We start from the raw sequence: 21446 nt of genomic DNA on the forward strand, positions 1-21446 counted from the left end.
GGATTCTTCGGAGGGTTTTCACCGACGCTCTGGTTGACGCTTTGCAGGGCACGGCATCTATGGGAAATCGCCCCCGTGGGGGAGGGGCTGACGGGGAGGGGGCGGAACGCCCCTTCCCCTGTCGCTCGCGTTTCCCGTTGAACGGTATTTATAGATCACCCCCACCTCCCGGCCGCTCCGCGGCCTCCTCCCGCCCCCTCGATAGGGGGCGGGCAAGTGTTTGGCGATTGGCACGATGGCCGTGCACATGGGGAGAGACAGGATCTTCGGTGAGGTTCTCGCCTGAAACCGGGTGAAGGGATGCTATTCACTGGCACTGTATCTATGAGGTATCACCCCCCTGGGGGAGGGGCTGACGGGGAGGGGGATGGAACATATCCCCCGCCCCCGTCTCCTGCATATCAACCAGACACTCTTTTTCCGTCGGAGGTAGAGACACCCCCGCCTCCCGGCCGCTTCGCTGCCTCCTCCCGCCCCCTCGAGAGGGGGCGGGGCAGTGTGGGGCGATTAGATGATGTCTAACGCCGAAGTCAGACAGATCACTCATCTGGACAGGTATAATGCAGCCCGGTTGAGGGATCGAACATGACTGGAATGTGATTGTCACATTCCTGCCACATTTTCCGATCCGAAATGTGCGCAGATTGTGAAGTCATCATTTCACGGCATTCCTTCGATTGTCCTGGTCTGTGATCCGCCTCATCCGCCCCCAAAGACCCTGATCAGCACCGCCACCACCCCGCCGACGACCCCGCCGGCCCCGGCGCTGACCGTCGAGACCCTCCGCTCCTCGCCCGCTTTCTCGGCCTGCCACCCCTCCAGCGCACGCAGCCGGGCCTCAAAATCCTCGTCCCTGGCCTCCATCCGCTGAAGCGTCCGGCATATCCACTTCACGTCGCGGTTCGTCTCGTAGACGAGCTCCCGGGTGGTCTTCTCGGTGGTCATGGTCTCCTCCTGTGGGAGTATGGGTCGGCTGAATCGAAAAGCCATACGGTAAAGGATATATTGGTGAATCCGGGCAAGATCCAGCGTTTTTGATACAGTCAGGCTGATACCCTCTCCCACCAACCCTATAGTTGTCTGTCACATTCCCGGGAACCCTGGCAGGCAGGAGACAGAACCCATGGCAGACTTTGTGCTGAGTACTGTAAACAGAACGGCGGTCCGGGAACTTTCGGTCCCGATCCCCAACGTAACGGCGTTTAACAACCTCGTCCAGTCGGTCATCGACGACAACCCCTTCGGCTGTGTCGGCTACACCACCTCCGACGGGGAGTATATCGAGCCGGTCGTCCTCAACCGCGAGCACTACACCGCGAAGGTGAACTTCATCGACGGTGATGGGAAGCGTGTCGGGACGGTCTCTCTCAACTCGCCGACGATCGCAGCCTTCGAGGCGAACGCCGCCGAAGTAATGGGCAACGCGGCTCTCGAGGCTGCGATGGGCGGCACCGCCCTCCGCGACCTCCCGCACGAGACCTACTACGCGCAGCTGCGGTGCCACGACCCCTCGGGTGACGACTACTACCTCACCTTCACGAGGAAGACCCTCAGGCTCTCGTCCTACCAGGATGAGGCCATCAGGGACACGGTCGAGACCTGGGCCGACGCTGTTGCGTCGCTGGACTGAAGGGGCCTCTCGCCCCCTTCACTTTCATCCCGCACACACCTCGCATTTAGCAATCCCCTCTTCTCCAGACTCTCACATCTTTCTCCACCCGGGCATAGCGCCCGAAGACCTGCGTCTAGAACGGGAACTCGCGGAACTGGGGTTTCCGGAGGACTGTCTCCCCGTATCGGGTCTTGAGGGATCGGTCCTTGTAGCCGTTCCGATGCGCCTTCCGCGCATCGGTGCGTTCGTACCGGGCAGCTCCTGCCTGCTGGAGGGCCTCTGCGAGCATCACCTGGTTGAGGAACCCGGTGATGAGGGTCTTCATGCCATTCTCCTGATCGGAAAGATAATCTCCGATTAACGCTAAGGGATCCATGGCCCTGTTTCTCCTTTGTCTAAATCTAGGTTGGATCCAGGGCCAATTCCATTTTACAGAACTTTCGTTACGCTACCGATCCGGCACAGCACCCGGATGATCATATGGCACATTGTGGCAAATATGCACAAGTATAAGTATCACGCTGACTGAGAATACACATATGTCTTCCAGCTCGAGTGAAGCAGGCAATCAGATCAAGCGTATCCCCGTCAAAGAGCCCACCTGGAGGGACCTGCACAACCTCAAGGAGGCTGGGCAGAGTTACGATGAACTACTTAGCCAGATGATCCGGCGCGAGCAGGATTATCGGGACTGGCGGATGATCGCCGAGATTGATGAGACCGGCGAGTTCGTAGCCTTTGACCCGGACGATATCTTGCAGGACGACTGACGCGCCGGGGAGCAGGAGAGCGTGTTTACTCTTGTCATTGAGCGAAGGGCACGGGAGTTCGTGAAGAAGCTCCCCCCAAAAACCCGGCGCATCATCGTCGAAAAGATCCTGGAACTCAAAGAAGACCCCTTTCCGGGAGGAAACAAGGAAAAACTCGAGTACCCCCACCCTCCTGCAGTCTATCGCCTGCATATCGGCAGGTCTTTCACGGTATTTTATATCATCGAGCATGAGGAGAGCATCGTCAAGATCGAGAAGATCATGACGATCGAGAAAGCCCATAAGGAGTACTCCCGCAGGTAGGGAGGACGACCCATGCAGATTCATAAGGATATCCTTGCCGCCTTTCCCGGCCTCTCGGTCGCAGAGGGCGTTATCGGCCCGCTCTCGATCCGGGAGACGGCCCCGGCCCTAAAAGCCCTGGGCGACGAGGTCGCCCGCTCGATACGGGAGCGGTATACGCTGGAGAGGATCAAGGACGAACCCCTGTTCAGGGCATACAGGGACTTCTTCTGGAAGGTGGGCGTCGATCCGACCAAAACGCGGCCCGCCTCGGAAGCGCTGGTGAGAAGGATCCTGGCCGGGAAGACGCTCCCGGCGATCAACACCGCGGTGGATGCCTATAACCTGGCCTCGGTCCGCACAGGCATACCCATTGCGGCGTTCGATGCCGATACCCTGGTCGGGGATCTCGCGATGCGGTTTGCTGAAGAGGGCGAGGAGTTCCTCGGCATCGGGATGGCAGCGCCCGTCATGCTCCGTAGGAACCAGGTTATCCTGACGGATGAGGATGCGATCGTCGCCGTCTACCCGTACCGCGACTCGGATGCAACGAAGATTACCCGCGCCACAACGACGGTTCACATCGTGGCATGCGGCGTGCCGGGGGTTGAGCGGGAGAAGGTCCATTCGGCATACGAACTGGTCGTCGCATACCTGCGGGAACACGCTTTCGGCATCCGGTGATGTTGAGAATGAGCGGGCCTGCGCTCTCCCTGTATCTTGGGCTGTTTTACTGCGGGTCATAAACCCGTCTCTCGCATTGCTCCTCTGAAGCATGATCCAGACCAGCCGGTTGCCGAAACAGGCATCAGTACTTCGCTAAATTTCCCTCACCTCTCCTTCTGTTTGACTTTGTTCCACCATCCTTTCTCTAAACCCGTTGCCGTAACACAGCAATTCCTTTCACCATCCCCATCGATACCCGGGTTGCCTCCCAGATCATGAGTCGAAAACTGTCGAATCGAAACGCGCACATTACAATCGTTCGCGGTCCCTGCTTCACCGGCGAGAAATGTATCCAGAGCAGAGCGACCCAGACGTTTTTCAGCAGAAAAGAGATGATCGCATAGAGATACCGGATCACGGGGTTTCTTGTGCTCGTCCTAGGTCTCACCTGGTTGCGCATCCGATACGACGACTCGATCGAGAACCGTGATCGATAGATCCGGTGTACCCGGAGCGGATGCCAGGTAATACCGCCGACAACGTAGCCCAGGTTCTCAGCGCCGTGTTTTCCTCGTCTCCCCTTCGCATACTTCACAGCAATGGCAATCGTCAGGGGAAGTGGTGGTTTTCCCCTCATCTGATACTCGGCATACCGTGACTGCGTTCCCTGGAGCAACTCTTTCATGCGGTTGCTCTGCTTCTTGACGGGGACGATGAATGGCACCTGCACCTGGGTCAGAAACCCGAAGACCTTCCGGGTATAGAACTCCCGATCCAAACAGAGTACTTCAACTTCGAGGCCGAGTTCGGTGATCCGGTCGAGGTACCGGGCGATGTAGCCGACCTCTGGTGGTCACGTTGAGGGTGACATAGGAATAGAACTCGTTCGTCGATTGCTTGCGTTTGCTTCTGAGGATGTATGGTTCATTCTCCTCGGAGGTCTTCCCGTAGTACGGATCGTTGGTGTAGTCAATCGCAAACTGATACGCGCTCCCGGGCTTGAGAACCTGGTACACCGTATGGGCGAGGAGATCGCAGCGCTCTTTTCCTCTAACTCGTCCATATCAAGTTTCTTGAGGTGGTAACGGAAGGATGTCTCACAGGGCACGTGCTCCAACAACCCGGTGATCGAGTGAATCGATTGTTGCATCGCGGCCATGCCGACCAGAGCCTGAAACAGGTCGGTCTGGGTGAGCCGACCCTGGATCGAGATGGTCAGGTGCTGATCCAGCGCCGCAACGGCGTGAGCACAACATTCTTGCGGTGTGAGGTTGGTACTCTTTCTGCAAGGTCGTCTTCTTGCTTTTGGTAAAAGGCATGAGGAGGTGCCTGCAAACTATATAGATCTTTCGTTTTTGTGCTGGTTTCTGAGTCCAGCGAAGAATATGGGGGTTCTCAAATTAGCGAAGTACTGAACCTGAGCATAAAAGAGGGAAATAAAGCGAATAGTGGTGAAAGGAGCCACTACCGTGAGAATAGTCTGCCCCCTGCGCCTAAAAAGTGCGGGAGTTAAGGTTCAATCGCAGAAGCAAGATCCGAGAGGGTGGAGAAATACTTGTTATGAGTAGCCCTCTTTCGAGTCTCTTTCCACACTCGCTCGATCGGATTCAGTTGAGGGCTATAGGGAGGAAGGAATTCAAGGATCAACTCTTCCTTATGCTTCTCCAGCCAAGGCTTGAGCATTTTTGCATGATGGTATCGACTGTTGTCCAGGATCAGGCATAGGGCCCGGTCTCTTTTACGAAAAGGAGAGAAGTTTCTCGAGAAAGTCCTGGAAAGTGGTTGCATTGAAAGTCTCACTTAACTGGTGCACTAAGCGACCAGTTCCAATCGCCACTGCCCCGAAGACACTGATATGGAATCGTGTGTGTTCCTGCAATACCACTGGATCCCTCTCCTCTGGAGGTATCCACATGGTGCACCGCGACCCATGCTGCTGAAAGTGGCACTCATCCAACCTCCAGATCTCGAGAGTATCATCCTTCTCCAGTTCTGCAAGTTTTTTTAAACGCCTCTTGAGCGACCGGGTCACCTCGTGAGATAACTGGTCGGGGTTTTCGCTGTCGGAATCCCAGTTGATGGAAGAGGCGCTGGGCCTGTCTAATCCCGAGTGTGATCTGGTATCTCTCCTTCAGGTGATGGCTCAGGAGCTTCCCGTCCCACAGGTTCTGCGAATATCCTAAATCTCGGGGATTCTTCCGAAGGTCCTGGTCAATCTGGTCCTTTACTGCATCCGAGATTCGGGACGGTCTTCCCGGACGACTGTCATCGTGCAGCCCTTCCACACCGCGGGTATTGTATGTATTTACCCAGTTCTCGATAGTTGTCGGGGAGTGCCCCAGGATCTCTGCTACCTCGTAACAATCGTAACCCTTCGCTACGAGAAGAACTCCATGTAACCGGGGAAGCGTACCGTGCGTCTTCCGATCACCCGGACTGCAGATGCGGCGTCCTTCACCAAGAGTTTTCGCAATTGTATCCCCGTATTCTGGATGTGATGTGATTCTATATTGATATACTGTAGGAATTATGACGTTACAATAGAGTCGAAAAGGTCGCATGAACTGCAGCGTCTAAAAATTGTATGGGCGCAATATATCCTGGCAACCTTGAGCATACAAGAAGGAGGTAAAGCGAGTGGTGGTGAAATGAGCCACTACACTATCGTGAGAATAGTTGCCACGTGCGCCTGACATATGCAGGAGGTTAGGGTGTATGGTTGAAAGGGGAGATGGAACTAGCCTGCTCGAGCAACCTCACTCACCAAGAACCTTGAACAGGGCGTCCCTTGGGTCCTTATAGTAGATGATCATCAACCGGGACGCCAGGTCGTCCGACATATCGTTGAGTTGCCTCCGGCAGGATACCGGCAGCAGGATTGCCGTAGCCCCTTTTTCTGCGGCTAACTCCACCATATCCAGTGCGTTGTAGACCGGCTCGACGGTTCCGCCCACGCTCATGCCCCCACCAATCACCACGCCACCTTTGAGGCTTCTACCAAGCGCTGCTGAGCAGAGGGCAAGGAGAAGCGGCATTCCAAGTGAAGAGGCACCTTTTACCGCGGTGAGTGCACGGACCTGAACGGAGAATTCACTCTCCCTCGGGTCCCGGTCACCTATAAGCGATCTGGCCTGCGTATAGAAGACCTGTTCTGCAGCGCGGAGCCCCTCGCGAAGTCCGGCCGGTGCTTTTACATTGATCAGGCGTACGGATGAACCCGGTGTCACCGTGACCTCAATCTTATAAATGCCGCTTCCTTCGTTCTCCTCCCCCGGACCGATCGCCCAGACCTGGCCTGGCGGTAGTGGGTCCTGCCCTATCTCATTTTCGTTATGTAACTCCGGGGTTGCGACGTACTGTTCAATCCCGTCCATACCGAGTTTGTAGCTGAACATGGTGTTGCGGAACTCCGCAGAACCGATCCGTTTCTGTTGCTCTTTGACCCTGCGACGGCACTCGAGAGCCAGACGCACCGCCCACTCAAGGACATCATCAGAGATCTCCATATCTGACGAGGGATAGACAAGTTTCAGGAGACCGTTTACCGTCTTGTTCACGGCCCGGCGGTCGCGTCCGCTCAGGGCATCCCCGAAGAAGACGCGGTCGTTTATGAGGTGGAGTTTGTCCTCGCTTCTGAGTTGCCTCCAGCACTCACTCAGGAAATCGCTGACGAGACCATAGTGCTCTGTCATCATGTTTGGATGGATCTTCGGGAAATCCCAGCCCGGCACATAACTGTGAATCCTATCCATGAACGCGGTATCATCTCGGATCTCTCTTGGCAGCGGACCGAACAGGTGGCCCACACGCTGCTGGTGCTCGACATCAATCTCAAAGTTGCCGAGCATAACAATTCCACCCTCCGCCCTGATGCTCTCCTTGCCACGGGAGAATTCCCCGCTTTCCATGTACCCTTTCATGATGTTGATGCCATCTTTCTGGTCAAAGTTTATCCCCGAAACCTCGTCGAAACAGACAACATCATACTGGCATACGAGACCGCGCTGACCGGTTGCGTTGTTTACAAACATCTTTGCAACCGTTGCCTTTCCACCCGAGACCAGATGGGAGTAGGGGCTGATCTGCTGATATAGGTAACTCTTTCCTGTTCCACGGGGGCCGAGTTCGATCATGTTGTAACCCTTCTCGACAAAGGGGACCATGCGGAGAAAGAGGACGTCCTGTGCTCTTGGGGATAGAGAGGAGGGTTCTATCCCGATGCTCCTGATGAGGAAATCCTTCCACTCTTGAATTGACATCTTCTCACGCCCACGGGCGACATCGTCGAGGACGTTCCTCTTTGAGAGCTGGATTGGGCGCAGGCGAGTTATAGAGAACGGGCGGTTGCTCTCCGGATCAGCGTATGCAAGATCGATCTCCGCGTAAAACCCGCCGGTAAGCATCCGTTCATGCTCATAGACGAGGTCTGATGAGATATGGACATCGTTCAGGAGGAGGGATGGGACCGTGGCGAGAAAGGAGTCTGACCTGGCATCGAGCCTGGCGGTGATGAGGTCTATGATTTTAACTGTGCCGTGTACCTTTGCCTGTGCTTTGTAGAATTCTTGCTCTCCTGCACGGACGATGCGCTCACCAAGCTGGCGCTGGACTATCTCAAGTCCATCCTTAATCTCATCTTCATCGGTTGTGGCACAGTATTTTCCGATTAGAAACTCTGCAACGTAGGTGGGGACCGGGTAATTGTCTTTGAACTTCTTTGCGAGGTCTTTTCTGACAACGTAGCCTGGAAAAACGTCAGCCGCCATCTGATCAAGGGCATCTAATTCTGTCATGGACTATTCCACTCCTATGATCGTCTTGCGCTGGGTCACTGTGTTTCCATTCTCATCGAGAACGACGATCATAGCTTCCTTTCCTTCAAGGTTGTCATCTGGAACAAGAAGCGAGACCGCCCCTTCACGTGGAACTGTTTTTTTATCCTTGGTGACGCTGGTCGCCGGGTCACCCGGTTTTAACCGGATGTCAACGGTGTAGCCTTCGGCACCATCGACCGTGATATGGCAGCGGAGGCCTCTCCAGGAGGGTGTCTGGATGACCAGTCTCTGTGCTGCACCCGACCCTCTGGTCACGACGATCTCGGGCACGACAACCTCCTGGGGGCTTAACCCGCCGTGGTCATACTCCCTGCCTGCCTCGAAGCAGGTGATCCCGGGTGCGAGGGCAATCCGGACATTTCTATCCCAGAACCAGGCTACAGTGGGGAGATTGGTGGTGCTGTCGGGCAGGAGATCCGCATACCGGCCTCGGCCTTTCTTGAACGAGACGAGCGACTGGAGGAGATCGGTCTTGTTCAGACCACCCGGCAGGAGGAGCCATCCGTGGTCGGTGACGACGCTGACCTGCTGCCACCCGGCATCAAGGAGGTCGATGATCCGCCGTTCGATCGTTGCAAGTTCGTCGTCAAGGGCCGCTGGCAGTTCGCTGCCTCTCTCATGTCCCGCCCGATCGATGTTCCCGCATTCTGTCCATGCCCGGCCCTCCGTGTCGCCGTAACCGTCATCCCCCAGCACCTGGATCTTCTGTTCTTTAAGGAGCGTTCTCAGTGCAGAGATCTGTGCGACTGCTCCAGTCCTGGTTACGGGGGTGAGGTTCTGCCCTCCAGCGAGTTCTCCTGCGATGGGCATGACAGCAGGTTTTGCGGTCTCGGTGGTGGTGGGGAGGACTGAGAGACGGTAAGTCAGGGTGCATGTGCAGCCAGATCTCTGCAACCGCTCCTCAAGGCGGCGGCCGATGTCCATACGGAGCCCATCGACGAAGAGCAGCACTTCGCCCTGAGATGGCTCCCATGTCTCTTTATGCTGTTCCGGGGGAGATTTAAGCCATTCGTCCTGAAATGCCGTGGCGAGGTCATCAAGCCATTTACGTGCGATTGCGCGGATCGCGGTGGTTACAGCCTTTCGATCCTCCTGTCTCCTGACGTGGGCAAGCGCCATGACAATGGCATCGTCAGCCCTCCAGTATTCGTTGGCGTAGCGCTTCGACTGTTCCTCGATGGTTCCGCCAAACCTGAAGTCTTCTGTCAGTTTTGCGAGCCTGGAGAGGTGCTGGAGAGCGAAGGCAAGTGGGCTTTCGCCAAGGTCGGCCCAGACCCAGGAGCGCCGGGCTCCGTGTTCTTCCTCAAGCCGCAGGATCTCCCGGCGGGCTTCGTCGATGGGGGCACCCTGGAGGTTGAGGAGTGCCTGGCGGAGATCTTCTTCCATGGCATCATTGATCTGGGGCCACGACTCACTGAACATTGGCAGCGGCGGCAGGGGGGTGTTTCGGATCAGTGTGGGTATGTTTGGGTAAGCATGGGGGTTTTCTCTGTAACGCTCCCAGACGTCCGCCCATCGCTTGCCCTGTGAGGTGAGCAGTTCGACAGCGGTTGCGACGCCGTCGGTATGGGGGTCGAACCCATAATCCGTCTTGCAGATGTAGCGAAACGACGACCAATCTTTTGGGCCCATCCGCTCCTTTTCTTCCTGTGGTGAGTTCATCCAGAGGAGGATCTGTTTTCGGTAATCTGGCTGGGCGAGGCTGGCAAGATAGGCGGCATTGAGGGGCTGGTGGCTCTTGATTGAACTGATGGGTTCGTTGCAGAGTTTGTCGATGTTGTCTCTGAGCAACTTTTTTGTGTCCTGGTCGGAGGTGGTGGCGATGTCGAGGTGCGCCTTAAGAAATCGTGCTATCGTCCAGTCCCGTCCGTTGCGGTGGGACCAGATTGCGCCCCGATACTGGAGTTCTGCGAGAGGCTGGATGGGTTCAGGACCGTCACCTATGTTGCGGAGTTCGATCCTGGAGTAGCCGGGGAGGTATATGACCGGCGTTTCGTTGTCGGGCAGCCCTGTTCCGGGGAGGGTGCCTTCTACCAGGCAGCGGATGTAGATGGCCGGGCCCCGCCACTGCCCGGGGTCGTAGTCACCGAGTGTTATGATCGGGAGGCCCTTCTCCTCTCTGAGCAGGGTTGCCACCGGTTGCCACTCTCCGCTCGGGTCGGGCCAGAGGAGGGCTACCGGAGGTGTGGTGTTTTCGCGGTTGTAGTCCCTGATCGCCGCTCTGATGGCGTTGTCGATGGCATCTAGCAGGGTTGTCATCTCTCTTTCACCTTTTCTCTTGCCTTCCGTTTCTCTTCAAGCTTGAAGTGGCGGTCGTTGTAGCGTTCCACGCTCCCGGAAGCATTTGGGACGGGGTCTTTTCCGCGATCTTTATTCCAGTTGATGTTTGGTCTCGATCGGAGCACTCCGGCCTTGACGAAGGGCCGGATGTTGAGACGCACACCGTCGTTCAGGTCGGGGTCCCAGCCGATCGGTTGTTCGTGGAGAGGTTTCCACCGGACAAAGATGTCGTATGGCTCTTCACCCTCAAGGATCTTTGCGAGCCGTTCTTTCAGGTCTTCTGCGGCTGCAAGCCGCCGCTCGGCACCAGGGAGGCCCTTTTCCACTTCTGTCCGCTGCTGGTTGATCCAGGCTCCAAGATAGGTATAGGTCAGCCGTTCAAGGTTGCGTTTATCGAGTTTGTGGTAGTTGAGCAGCACCGAGAAACCGTCTTTTGTTCCGTCCCAGACCTGCCAGATGAACGGCCGATTGTTAAATAGCCGGGAGTGGGAGGCGAAGAACTCGTCCCTGAGGAATCCTTCGAGGTCGCCTTTGAGGCTTCCATCCTTTTTTGTGTATCCGGCCTGTCTGAGGAGTTCGTCCTCCACGTGGGGTGACCACGCAGGACCATAGGCGGCGGCAAGGAGCGACCGGAGCCGGTCGACGAGCCTTCCCTCGCCCCGTATGGAGGGGATTGTGACGATGCCGTCCTTGTCGGCGAAGGAAAGGAGTTTCTTGCTCTCTGCCACCCACTCCCGCTGGAGGTCGGCAAGTTCCATATCGGGGTCGAGTTCGGCAGGCCAGCGGTAGCCGAGGAGGCGGGCGATGGCGACGTGGAGGACTGTTCCATCGGTGCGGAGGGGGCCGCGGGCGAGCATCTTTGTCTCCTCGTCCCAGATGACGCTTCCGCATGGGTGGCCGTGGAAGATCCACTGGGTGGGGTCGTTTGAGTAGGGCGCGGGGAGGCCGTGGGGGTACTTCTCGGCAGCAACCTTCTGCCAGTGGGGGAGGTCGAAGGGAACCTTAACGAGGGTGGCGTTGGTGACTTTGAGGCTCTGGTCGATTTTTCGGACGGCGATGTTGTAATCAGGAGAGGAGCAGAAACACCAGATGGCGGGGAGGTGGGAGGGGTCGTGGGGGATTATTGGACCGACATTGCTATCGTAAAGTTCACCGGAGTAGAAAGTTGGATTTAACTCTCTCATTTGGCTGACTGCAATCCCTTTATTTCCCCATGCACTCTGGCCTTGTAATCTCGCCATATTTTTGCCTGAATCTCTCCAATCTACACAATAATGCATTCCATCGTACAAATTTTGCGATTCTTCGGTAGTACTTTGATAATAACGCCAGCTTCTGATAGAGTAAGCAATTTCCCAAAATTCTCTTCTGTATCGGTTATCGTCACCTGTTTTTAGACCCTGTGAGGTATCTACAAATTCTGTAAGTAGAGGTAGTCCAGAACTATGTATATCATCTAAAATGATCCTCGCATCCGGATTCCCCAACTGCCCAGCCTGCTCCACACACGATATCTCTGCATCCAGAAGCGCCCGGGCCTTTGCCCCCGCATCGCGCTCCTCCGAGACATCCAGCCCGCAGAGGAGGTGCCCCTCTGGCGGTTTCGCATGGGTGAGGTTCAGGAGAATGGCCTTCACAACCTCGCCGGAGATGGTTTCAAATGCGCCGGGGCCCAGCCTCACCAGCAGGTCCCAGCGCTCTTTCTTCAGCAGGTGCTCCCTGAACCGCTTATACGATGCCAGGAAGAGCCAGTTCTGTGGCAGAACAATACTGACCTTCCCTCCCGGCCGGCAGAAAGCGAGGCACCGCTCAAGAAACACCGTTGCAAGATCGTTCTTTGCCAGAGGGTGGTTCTCCTCAATGAAGCCCCTCAGAACCTCTCCCTGTTTCCCGCTGGTCAGATAGGGGACGTTCGTCATGACATAATCATACCGCCTGGAGAGGAGACCTGCCGCTTTCAGCACCCCCTCGCCCGTCTCGCCAAACGTCTCCGCGACCGGATCGGCCGCATCCTTCTCCCGCCGCAGAGCCTGCTCAAACTTCTTCTCCAGAGTTTTCGGGTCGACAAGGGTCGGCTGCTTATCCACCCGGATCAGGCTGCCGAGGGTGTCAGCGTTCTTGAAGAGGTCGTAGTACTGCGCAAGCACGCCCTCCAGCAGCCCATCATCCCCGGCAAGACTCAGCCACTCCTCCTTCTTAGCCCTGATCGGTATCCCTGTGCAGGCCAGGTTTGGCACCGGCAGGTATGAATCGGTCGGGAACCCGGCCTTCCACGCCTCCAGCGCGATGGAGAACGTCGCGATCTGGATGCACCGGGGATCAAGTTCAAGCCCGTGGAGGTTCTCCGTCAGGATGCCCCTGATCGCGGCCTCCGTCTCCTCACCAACCTCCCTTCGCATGGCAAGCAGCATATGAAACGCCGCGACCAGGAAATGCCCGCTCCCGCAGCAGGGGTCGAGGATCTTCAACTCCGCCGGGCTCTCAGGCCAGGCAGAAAAGTCGTGCTGCACCCCCTCCCTGTAGTAGCGCCACTCATTCCGGAGAGGACTATCCGGATGGAGGTGAAGCCACCAGGCGCCGAGCGTGTTCTGGAGCAGGAACTGCACCATGTAGGGCTCGGTGAAGAGCTGGGTCACCGCGCAGATATCGTAGCCCTCCACCTTCCTCTCAGAGGCGTTCACCTCCCTCTTTGCATCGGTCTGCCAGAACTGGTATGTCCACCCCAGCGCATCCTCGGCAAGGAACGTCTCCGAAGGAATCCTCGCAAGGATCGACCGGAGCGCCATGGTATCCTCGGCCGCGAACCTGACCCGCGTCACCGGGCTATCACGCCTGAAGAGGCCGGGGAGCATCTCTGCCGCATAATCCCCGGCAACCTCCCAGAGATCCCGCCCCTCCTCACGGGCGATCTCCTCACACTCATCAAGGGTGACAGGCACTCTGAACTCCGGGTGGATCAGCAGGCTGTTCTCGGCCAGGAACCGCGCAAAAAGCATCCGGTGCCACCGCTCGTAAGCTACCGACCTGACAAGGTCGTCAAACGACCCGAGCCTGCGGCACTCCGTCCGGAGTTGCCGACGTATCTCCGCCTGCTCCGCCGTGAGATAACCTGGCTTTCGCTCCTCATCAACACCAAGAACCAGCAGAGCATTTCTCGCCCCCTGTTCAGCCTTCCTGCGAGCCTCCTGTATCGCCTCATCGAGAGCGCTCCTCGCCTCGCGAGAGAGCACCGTCATCTGAGCATCACCGGAGTCCCCTTCTCAAGTTCAGCCAGCGCCCGCCTGCGGACACCCTTCAGGTATGCATCGAGATCATCCGGGGTCTTCACCGTCACCGGCGCCCCGAGAGAGACAATCACCGTCTTTGGCTCAAGGATCTTTGCCACCGCAACCCTTATCCGGTCAAGCGCCCCCCTGACCAGCATCACGCGGCCATCGAAAGACGTCAGCGGAGTCTTTCTAAGGTGCTCCACTATCTCAGCGTCTGTCCCTATCTTCAACGGCAATGACTCACCGAGATTGTATTCCCGGATCAGACGTGCCCGGTCTGCATCATCAAGTCTCTGCCAGTCAGGATCAGCCTCAAGTGCAGCGAGCACCTCCTTTCGCGCCTCCTCCACGCGGGTGATCCCGGTATTCAGGGCTTCACGCAGCCCCTTCCGAAGATCAGCAAGCAGCGGTTCGACCGGATCAGGATCGTGGAGCAGACTCCGATTCTTACAGATCGCTTCCATCTCGGTCCTGATATCATCAAGATCCTCAAACCCCTCAGCGTGCGAGACCAGATGCTGCAGTGCATCCCATGCAGGCTTCCGCTCCTCGATCTTGGCCTTTATCGTCTTCCACCTCTCAATATCCTGTTTGATAACCTCACGCCGTCCAACCAGTTCCCGCACCAACTGGTTGCCTGAGTATGCCTGGAGTTCAGCAAGGTAAGTGGGCGACTCTCGTGGCGGCAGCGGGGGGTCGTCACCGGTAGCCTCGATAAGGGAACGGAGACGCTCAAGGAAGATCACCGCCTCTTCCACCTCACGCCCCGGCTCCGCAGACAGACCCAGCTTCGTATAGAGTTCGCGGGCCGCAAGTTTCTCGTTGGGAGAGAGGACTATATTCTCCGCCTCAAAAGTTGTCTTCCCAATCTTGGTCTTATCCAGATCAGAAGCATATATCGGCCTGTTATTGAAACGGGCTTTCAGGTGACCGGTGGCCGCCAGCACCATCAAAGCCCCGTCTATCGCGTCCCGCGGCCAGCCGAACGGCGGCGCTTCAAGCGCTTTACGCACCTCGTTTCCGATCTTCGGCGTGTTCAGCCGCTTCAGGATCTCCTTGCAGACCGGATGCTCCTCGGGCTCTCTTTCAAACCCGATCTGCTTCATCGGTGTCCAGTCACCACTCTTCACACGGGTGATGACACGATCCCATCCCGTGGCATCAGCATCAGAGAACCGGTAGTACATACGCTGGACAGCCTGCTCTGCTGCCTTCCTGACCGCACCTGCAAACGAATCAGCCTCGATAGGGGTGCCACCGCCGATATACACATGTGCGTTCTTCAGGATCTCATCGACCAGCGAATCGATCCTCTGCATGTGGCCGCGGAGTTTCGCCTCTATGTTGGACCTAGCCTGATCGCCTTCGGGTGTGGTCGGGGCCGGACGTTCGCTTAGCACCCCCTCAGCAGCGAGCAGCCCGGCGATCTCATCCTTTAGCGCATCATGGTTCAGCCGTGGTAAAAAGACCATCACCATCGGGCTTTCATTCCCTTCAGCGGCCGCCTCCGACTTAACACCTGCTTCGGTGACCTCCCACCCATGCCGTAGCCATACCGGCACATTCGACCTGATCTCAGGTCTCTGCGGGGTGAAATAGGTTATATCGATCCCGCGCGGGGTTCTGCTCACCCCCTGTGACAGCGAGAAACTCCCAAGACGTTTGGCGACACAGTTCCTGAGGACTTCGTCCCGCTTGAACGTTATGCTCGTATCGCTCGCCCGGGCGTTGGCTTTTCGCTGCTGGTAATCTCCTTCCCAGATGCTACCCTCCTCGGTCTGGATGCGGTACTCATCCCCGACCTTTGCGATCACCCCGCGGTCATGAAGGTCTTTGAGATGGGTCGGGATTTCCTGCCTCAGGTCCTCGCTCCCTGCCGTCAGATCTGTGATCAGGAGATCGGTGAGGGTATCCGGTGTGGCTCTGATCCCGATTGATTCATCCAGCAGCTGGATCAGAAAAAGAAGCGCCATTATCCGGGAACGAAGCCGCCCCTCCTTCGTCCCGTCATCCTCCTTGCTGATGCTCTCGTAGATCTTTGGGTAGAGGATGTTGTTCCGTATCATGTAAGTGCTCTGCTGGTTGAAGATGAAATCTGCCGGAATGACCGTTCCGACTGGATCTTTAGCAAACTCACGGCTCCCCTCAAAGGTCAACCGCAACTGATTGCGCAACTGGGTGCTCATCCCTCCCCGGTCAACACTCTGCAGGACTCGTTCCCAGAATCGTTTCCTGGTAGGCAGTAGAGGATAATCAAGCACCAGAACATCCTCATCCCCGGGCCTTGGTGCCAGACTTGATCCGTCAAGGTGGCGTGAGATCTCACCGCTGACCGACTCCAGAACACCTTTAAGGGGTTCTTTCATCGACTCCTTCTTCCGGAGGATCGTCTGACGGAGCACCACGTCGACATCTTTTGACTCCAGTGGAACCTGCAGGGAAAACCGATCCTGGAGGCGCTGTAACTGGATGTTGGCATGTAGCGCATCCTGTCCTGTAGCGACAAAGAGCACCTTTGAACCAAATTTTTTACAGCAATCCTCAACGACCTCCTGGAAGATTAACAACTGATCCGATCTCTCCCCGATCGTCAGGTACTGCTGAACCTCATCGAGAACTATCAGCACCAGAGGCATCTTTCCGGCTACGGTGCTCTTCATGGCAAATATATCCTTGAGCATCTCGACCATGGTCGAATTTGTCATCTGAAAATCGGCTCCAAACTGCCGTCGAAGATCCTCTCTGACCTGCTCCACATCCATACCACGGAAATCAGGGTTAAACTCGATGAGGGCCTCGGCAAACTTTCGAGAGACAAAGGGGCGGGTCATATCTCTCTCACGATCCTGTTCGCGGAGTCTGTCCCGCACGGCATCGAGGATCCCGAGCTCTGCGAGCCAGAGGTGCACGCGGGCGGTATCGATATCCTCCGGGAGACCAGCGGAACGGAGGACAACCTGGAGTATGGCAACCCGGGGGTCGTTAGCGGATCCAGCACTCAGAGTCCCCGCAGCTGACCATATGCCTCCATGCCTGCGGCTCTCAATAGTAAGCTCGTTTAGGGCGTCCCGCACGTCATCCGGGAGCATACATACATCCCGTGCAGACACCCCATCGGGAAACTTCAGATCACACCAGAGGAACTCCAGCACACGAACAAGATGTGATTTTCCGGAGCCAAAGAACCCGCTAACCCATATTGCGGGCTGCGATGGCTGGTCAAGATTATAGAGGAACGATTCAAGGATATTTTTTAACCCCCTGTGATACGATCCTTTACAGACAAAATTTTCAAGTTCGTAGCGGGCAACAGCCCACTCGTCCTCTGTGGTGATGGGACCTACTTTTGTTACACCATCGTTCGGGATGGTATAAGTAAGCGGATCCCTCTGGAAGACATCTCTGTTTAAGATTAAATCATTTGAAACCATACTCATCACTCTCGCGCCTCAATAGGCGTTGCGAGGTAGTTCCAGCCGTCACGGGCTTTCAGCAGCCGATAATTGCGCCCATCCCTGTCGCCGGGGAAGAAGAACATAAGACGACCGGGGATTTTCGTAGATCTGATCAATCGATCGATAACTGCACTCGCCCGGACGATTCCGTATAGACTCCCTATGCCGATCACGGCAACCACGGTTGAGTCGTCGGCATCCTTCAACCTCTCTGCAAGGTGATCCGCGAGGCAGGTAACAAAGTCATCGAGATCATACTTTAGAAGGGACGGATCCGCAAAGTAGTCCTCAAGGTATTCGTTATCTGCCAGCCACCTCTCAAACATCCCGGTGACGTCAACCTCTTGCCAGTTATGCTTGGCCTGTTCGGTAACTATCTTAAATTCACTGAGACGAGCGCGTATATTCCGCTCGTAAGAAGGGTCGTAGACGCAGAACCAGACCTTCTCCTCTCCGGAGAGCATCTCATTCCATTCCAACGAAACCTGCGTTTTGTAAGCCACAATAAGATCGTCAATCTTACTCATAACCATCGAATCCCGTCAGCAAAATCAGGAGGGAAAGAGACCTCAACGATCCCACCTGCATTCTTGTAGATCAGCCAGCCTTTCCTCACTGATTCGTAAACATATTCTTGAATTTCCGAATCCGTTGCATCCAGTACATTTGCCCATACGGTATTGTGGAGCAGTTTCCCACGCACACCGCAAAGGTAGCCAAGGAAGAGCGCGTATGTAACTGATGCCGGCCCTGCGGTTGCTTTTACCCTTGTTTTCATGTTTTTATCTTCCAGATGCCCTGACTGCGTCCAGGATGAGAGAAGATTTTTACTTATGGACCTGACCGTCTTTGGGCTGTACCTGTGAGGGTACTCTTTCTCTACAAGATCCATCAGCAACTCTTTCTCGGCCACCTCTCCAACCTTTAAGGAGAGAATAAACGGTGCAGACGCACGGAGGATGGTATCCCGGGCGAGGGCGCACTGGAGAGCAAGCATCCGCCTCTCCCGGGGATCAAAATCCCACAGAAAACGAAGTGCGCGAAATACAGGAACCTGTACATCAAGCCCGTAAGACGATTTCAGGTGATAGAAGCTCTTCTCTCTACCCGAAACACTGCTCTTCATGAGGATGTTTTCCTGCTCTACTTTCCTGCGGATCTCATCGAATGAGATCTCATGTGGAGTAACTTCGAGCAGCAAAGAAAGTTCTTTAAACATGATAGTGCGTCCGGTGTGAGCGCTTGCAGAGTCCAGAAACCCCAACTCTTCGGGAAAAGAACAGTTTCCGGGAATATTTGTATTCACGACTTTGGATATCTTCACGGCCTGATAAATAGTTAACGAAAAACTCTTTCGCGATAAGCCTGTTTCTATCCGGACACCTCCAGCCAGCCCCGCCATCCCGGAGAAATGGCAAGGCTCCTCGCACACAGCCGACTGGTAGATCGGTATGAAGGCTCCTGGGGTAGCGGGGGTAAAAACCGTCAGACAAAAGTGATTTGAAAGAAACTGTCCGATAGTTGAAAATGACTCAGTGAACCTCAATAACTCTCATCTCTCTCCCGACACGCTCCCGCGCTTAGAACACCATTTTCTTCCAGCAAAGAGGGTGAAAAGAAACGTATCACCGCCCCCCCCCTGTGGCGGTAAAACATCGTAGCAACCTCGGCGGTCGTCGTTGCTTCCTCTGGGCTCCTATCATCGCGCCACCGCACAAACCGCGGAAACCGGAGGGCAAGCTCCCGCCGGCGCCCCCGGTCACAGTTACAGCCCAATCTCCTCATACATTAGGGAATATATTCAGTTCAAGCCTCTCTGCGATCTTCCGTACCTGCTTTGGCACCTCGGTGATCGCTCTCTCCTCCCCGCTCCTCACTGCATACACCTTTGAAAGTTTCAGGAGGAGACCATGCGGTGAGAGATGAGCGGTCATTCCCACTTTCTTGATCCTATTCAGGATCCTGCAGTAGAGGTAGAGACACAGGAACCCCACAAAGACGTGGCCAAAGACCGCCGTTGCATCACGGAGGTATAGTTTATCCGCCTGGATTAAACTCTTGAACACAAGCATTATGTTCTTCCACCAGGCTTCTGGACTTGTAGAGGTCGTAAACCTCCCGGGGTTCTGCCGCGAGGGAGGAGACGATCAGGATCCGGCCGGCGCGCTTCAGTCGCTTATTCAGCGTCTCTCGGTCGATCACCCCCTCTTCCAGCAACCGGTAGAGCGTCTTCTCCTCCTCCGCCACCAGATCGACATCCTCATAGAGGTAGAGCGTCACCCCGTCCACCTCACGTTTCCCCGCATGGATCAGCCGTTTGTGGTAGAAGAAGTGGTCGGTGAGGTGGATCCGGGTCTCATACCGGGTGCTGTTGCGGCGCTGGGGGAGGACGAACTGGAGTCCTGACTCTCGCAGCAGGTTCTCGTTTGCCTCCGAGACGAAACCCCTATCGTAATTAGAGCATTTATGGGTAAAAATGATGCGTGGGGGATCAGGTAGTGCCGGATTTGGATATTAAGGTTTTATCATGCATTATCTTCTGCAGCATATGATTTACTTCCTGTATCGGGATTAACCCCTTCGAGGTGATGTCGAAGGTCAGGAATCTGACCGGAATGACCTGCTGATCGCGGAACGTCTCTTCAAGCCAGAGGAGATCGCTCATATGTCTAATGGCAGCAACGTTGTCGATGACAACATAGACTCTTGCAGGATTATTGCGATCTGATTTATATTTCAACACAGTCTCCGACAAATGGTTGACGAGTTCTTTTCCGTTTCTATCTCCCGCAAACAGCGTCTCTATCTCGTAATACTCATTGTCTTTCTTATACAAAACGTCCGGAATGAAATATTCGGGGCTGGAGCTCAAATCTTGGGGCTTTTCAGTTTGAATGGCTTCTGTTATCTCCACAATAGTCTTCAACTGATATTTTTCAGAGAGGTATCGGACAACATAACACTTCATCAGATAGTGCTCATCGGACTCTCTGGATCTCTTTTTTGTCACGATCTGGTACAGCCTGTTTTCTCCTCTGATGAACGAGGTGAACTCTTTCTCGTACTCTTTCCTACACTTTTTGTTGAAGACTATGTCTAAGTCATATGAAGAGATGCGCGTCTCCCTGCCTCCCCCATCTCGATAATGAGCAACTATCGGGAGTTCTTCCTTAATTCGCGCGCAATTCCCCCAGAAGATTGATGAAATCCATCTCTTCTCATCGATCGAAAGAGAATTGGGTTTAACAACATGAATATCCAGGAGATGGCCGATCTCAGACGCGAGCCGCTCCTCAACCAATTGCCGGCAGTTCTCAAAAAGATCCTCTCTCCGGGACTTGAAGATAATGAACCCATAGTCTGCGGCGATTGCTCTCCTCAGGAAGTCACGCAGATTTTTTGGTTCAAGCCACTTCTCTGCTTCCGCTTGGTCAAAGTAATCAAGATCCAGCGTGATAAGGCGATGGCCTGGATCTGCCCATCGGTCTAAATAGGTCACAATGGTTTCGTCCAGCCCGCTGATGGGCTGTAGCTGTAATCTTGGATCCCCGCCTGCCTGTTCCCGGTAGACACGTAAACAGCAGGTTTCAAAACTGGCCAGGGTGTTGTCCTCGGGTAGTTCTTTGTAGAGAATGATCTTTGGCCGCCGGGTCGATAGGTCATCGTTTTTGATCCCAAATAGGTACTGCATGACATCTGGAGGCTCCTCGGGTATGCCGGCGCCCCCTCCAGATGGTGAGTCTGGTGAGGTTGTCTCCGGGGTTTCCTTCATGTCTTCTCTATCAGTCGAAGTCTGTTCACGGAGCGTTGCGTACGTAGTGACCCAGTGCTCCTGGACATCGCTAGCACATTCAGTCCAGGTATTATGAAGAACTGGAGCGGACTGTTGAAGACTCACCACAGGGACGTAAAAATGGACATCTTCTTTTGGTATTAAGGGAATATGATCGTCCAGCACAACCTTGCTCATGGTGATACTCCCCGGCCGTAAGCGGAGTATCGGCACACTCAGGTCCAGGCTGCCCTGCCGGTTGATTTCAGGAATAGTGCAATCAAATTCAACCTTTAGGGAGTGTTCTTTTGCCTGTTCCGGTAACTTTACAATTGGGACACTAACCGCAGGGATAAGTTCACCTCCAAAAAGAGACTCCTCTAATTCCGGCCCGTCGCTCATACTGCCTTTCGGTTCCCGCCCGGTATCTGCACTGATGCCCGGGGGGCGCCCATCGGGCATCTGCCCGCTGTTCTCTTTATTCACTTCCATGGACATGTAAGAA

The 21446-nt window shown here is 55.4% G+C and carries 17 protein-coding genes and 2 pseudogenes; 4 read left to right on the forward strand and 15 right to left on the reverse strand.

From position 1 onward, the window contains the following. Positions 1-699: 699 nt before the first annotated feature. Positions 700-945, reverse strand: coding sequence for a hypothetical protein (locus tag R6Y96_RS05550; RefSeq protein WP_318620207.1), 246 nt, complete (start codon positions 943-945; stop codon positions 700-702). A gap of 178 nt (positions 946-1123) precedes the next feature. On the opposite strand from R6Y96_RS05550, the gene R6Y96_RS05555 reads away from it, so the two are divergent. Then, on the forward strand, positions 1124-1630 hold the full coding sequence (locus tag R6Y96_RS05555) for a hypothetical protein (protein ID WP_318620209.1): 507 nt from the start codon (positions 1124-1126) through the stop codon (positions 1628-1630). Between the two features lie 118 nt (positions 1631-1748). Here R6Y96_RS05555 and R6Y96_RS05560 read toward each other — a convergent pair. Beyond that, positions 1749-1988: pseudogene (locus R6Y96_RS05560) on the reverse strand (transposase); the annotation flags it as partial. 163 nt (positions 1989-2151) lie between these two features. Between R6Y96_RS05560 and R6Y96_RS05565 the strand changes: the two are divergent. Genes R6Y96_RS05565 through R6Y96_RS05575 form a run of 3 tightly spaced genes read left to right on the forward strand, consistent with a single transcriptional unit; the run spans position 2152 to position 3348 of the window. After that, a complete protein-coding gene (locus R6Y96_RS05565) occupies positions 2152-2382 on the forward strand; it encodes a hypothetical protein (RefSeq protein ID WP_318620211.1) in 231 nt (76 codons plus the stop codon). Between the two features lie 21 nt (positions 2383-2403). Further along, a complete protein-coding gene (locus tag R6Y96_RS05570; protein ID WP_318620213.1) occupies positions 2404-2685 on the forward strand; it encodes a type II toxin-antitoxin system RelE family toxin in 282 nt (93 codons plus the stop codon). Between the two features lie 12 nt (positions 2686-2697). Then, positions 2698-3348 (forward strand): B3/B4 domain-containing protein, encoded by a 651-nt coding sequence (locus tag R6Y96_RS05575; RefSeq protein ID WP_318620214.1) that lies wholly within the window; start codon positions 2698-2700, stop codon positions 3346-3348. Between the two features lie 187 nt (positions 3349-3535). Here the strand turns inward: R6Y96_RS05575 and R6Y96_RS10460 are convergent. From R6Y96_RS10460 to R6Y96_RS05625, 13 genes and pseudogenes are all read right to left on the reverse strand, one after another. After that, positions 3536-4649, reverse strand: a pseudogene (locus tag R6Y96_RS10460) (ISH3 family transposase). Between the two features lie 190 nt (positions 4650-4839). Continuing rightward, positions 4840-5118, reverse strand: coding sequence for a transposase (locus tag R6Y96_RS10405; protein ID WP_404810311.1), 279 nt, complete (start codon positions 5116-5118; stop codon positions 4840-4842). After that, entirely contained in the window at positions 5069-5362 is a 294-nt protein-coding gene (locus tag R6Y96_RS10410; protein WP_404810312.1) for a transposase, read from the reverse strand. Before R6Y96_RS10410 ends, R6Y96_RS10405 begins: the two co-directional genes overlap by 50 nt. Then, complete coding sequence (locus R6Y96_RS10415; protein WP_404810313.1) at positions 5307-5891, reverse strand: helix-turn-helix domain-containing protein; 585 nt, start codon at positions 5889-5891, stop codon at positions 5307-5309. The genes R6Y96_RS10410 and R6Y96_RS10415 overlap by 56 nt, the downstream gene beginning before the upstream one ends. Before the next feature lie 195 nt (positions 5892-6086). Beyond that, positions 6087-8123 (reverse strand): BREX system Lon protease-like protein BrxL, encoded by a 2037-nt coding sequence (gene brxL / locus R6Y96_RS05585; RefSeq protein ID WP_318620217.1) that lies wholly within the window; start codon positions 8121-8123, stop codon positions 6087-6089. A gap of 3 nt (positions 8124-8126) precedes the next feature. After that, on the reverse strand, positions 8127-10424 hold the full coding sequence (pglZ, locus tag R6Y96_RS05590; protein ID WP_318620218.1) for a BREX-1 system phosphatase PglZ type B: 2298 nt from the start codon (positions 10422-10424) through the stop codon (positions 8127-8129). Further along, on the reverse strand, positions 10421-13681 hold the full coding sequence (locus tag R6Y96_RS05595; RefSeq protein ID WP_318620219.1) for an Eco57I restriction-modification methylase domain-containing protein: 3261 nt from the start codon (positions 13679-13681) through the stop codon (positions 10421-10423). The genes pglZ and R6Y96_RS05595 overlap by 4 nt, the downstream gene beginning before the upstream one ends. After that, positions 13678-17145 (reverse strand): BREX system P-loop protein BrxC, encoded by a 3468-nt coding sequence (gene brxC, locus R6Y96_RS05600; protein WP_318620220.1) that lies wholly within the window; start codon positions 17143-17145, stop codon positions 13678-13680. The genes R6Y96_RS05595 and brxC overlap by 4 nt, the downstream gene beginning before the upstream one ends. Before the next feature lie 5 nt (positions 17146-17150). Next, the gene (locus R6Y96_RS05605) at positions 17151-17648 is read right to left on the reverse strand and encodes a BREX protein BrxB domain-containing protein (RefSeq protein WP_318620221.1); all 498 of its coding nucleotides are present in this window, start codon (positions 17646-17648) and stop codon (positions 17151-17153) included. A 44-nt stretch (positions 17649-17692) separates the two neighbouring features. After that, positions 17693-18475 (reverse strand): hypothetical protein, encoded by a 783-nt coding sequence (locus R6Y96_RS05610; RefSeq protein WP_318620222.1) that lies wholly within the window; start codon positions 18473-18475, stop codon positions 17693-17695. A gap of 475 nt (positions 18476-18950) precedes the next feature. After that, positions 18951-19241, reverse strand: coding sequence for a hypothetical protein (locus tag R6Y96_RS05615; RefSeq protein ID WP_318620223.1), 291 nt, complete (start codon positions 19239-19241; stop codon positions 18951-18953). Then, positions 19207-19458 carry a hypothetical protein gene (locus R6Y96_RS05620; protein ID WP_318620224.1) on the reverse strand — a complete coding sequence of 84 codons (252 nt, stop codon included), beginning with the start codon at positions 19456-19458 and terminating at the stop codon, positions 19207-19209. Before R6Y96_RS05620 ends, R6Y96_RS05615 begins: the two co-directional genes overlap by 35 nt. Before the next feature lie 202 nt (positions 19459-19660). Next, positions 19661-21439: a hypothetical protein gene (locus tag R6Y96_RS05625; RefSeq protein WP_318620225.1), complete on the reverse strand. Its 1779-nt coding sequence runs from the start codon at positions 21437-21439 to the stop codon at positions 19661-19663. Positions 21440-21446 lie beyond the last annotated feature (7 nt).

Origin of the sequence: Methanoculleus receptaculi, assembly GCF_033472595.1 — an archaeon.
GTDB classification, from domain to species: domain Archaea; phylum Halobacteriota; class Methanomicrobia; order Methanomicrobiales; family Methanoculleaceae; genus Methanoculleus; species Methanoculleus receptaculi.

Bases quoted from the DNA above. Each gene is read 5' to 3' on its own strand.
- R6Y96_RS05550 (WP_318620207.1), bottom strand. From the start codon at position 945: ATGACCACCGAGAAGACCACCCGGGAGCTCGTCTACGAGACGAACCGC.
- R6Y96_RS05555 (WP_318620209.1), top strand. From the start codon at position 1,124: ATGGCAGACTTTGTGCTGAGTACTGTAAACAGAACGGCGGTCCGGGAA.
- R6Y96_RS05565 (WP_318620211.1), top strand. From the start codon at position 2,152: ATGTCTTCCAGCTCGAGTGAAGCAGGCAATCAGATCAAGCGTATCCCC.
- R6Y96_RS05575 (WP_318620214.1), top strand. From the start codon at position 2,698: ATGCAGATTCATAAGGATATCCTTGCCGCCTTTCCCGGCCTCTCGGTC.
- R6Y96_RS10405 (WP_404810311.1), bottom strand. From the start codon at position 5,118: ATGCAACCACTTTCCAGGACTTTCTCGAGAAACTTCTCTCCTTTTCGT.
- R6Y96_RS10415 (WP_404810313.1), bottom strand. From the start codon at position 5,891: ATGCGACCTTTTCGACTCTATTGTAACGTCATAATTCCTACAGTATAT.
- brxL (WP_318620217.1), bottom strand. From the start codon at position 8,123: ATGACAGAATTAGATGCCCTTGATCAGATGGCGGCTGACGTTTTTCCA.
- pglZ (WP_318620218.1), bottom strand. From the start codon at position 10,424: ATGACAACCCTGCTAGATGCCATCGACAACGCCATCAGAGCGGCGATC.
- R6Y96_RS05595 (WP_318620219.1), bottom strand. From the start codon at position 13,681: ATGACGGTGCTCTCTCGCGAGGCGAGGAGCGCTCTCGATGAGGCGATA.
- brxC (WP_318620220.1), bottom strand. From the start codon at position 17,145: ATGGTTTCAAATGATTTAATCTTAAACAGAGATGTCTTCCAGAGGGAT.
- R6Y96_RS05615 (WP_318620223.1), bottom strand. From the start codon at position 19,241: ATGCTTGTGTTCAAGAGTTTAATCCAGGCGGATAAACTATACCTCCGT.
- R6Y96_RS05625 (WP_318620225.1), bottom strand. From the start codon at position 21,439: ATGTCCATGGAAGTGAATAAAGAGAACAGCGGGCAGATGCCCGATGGG.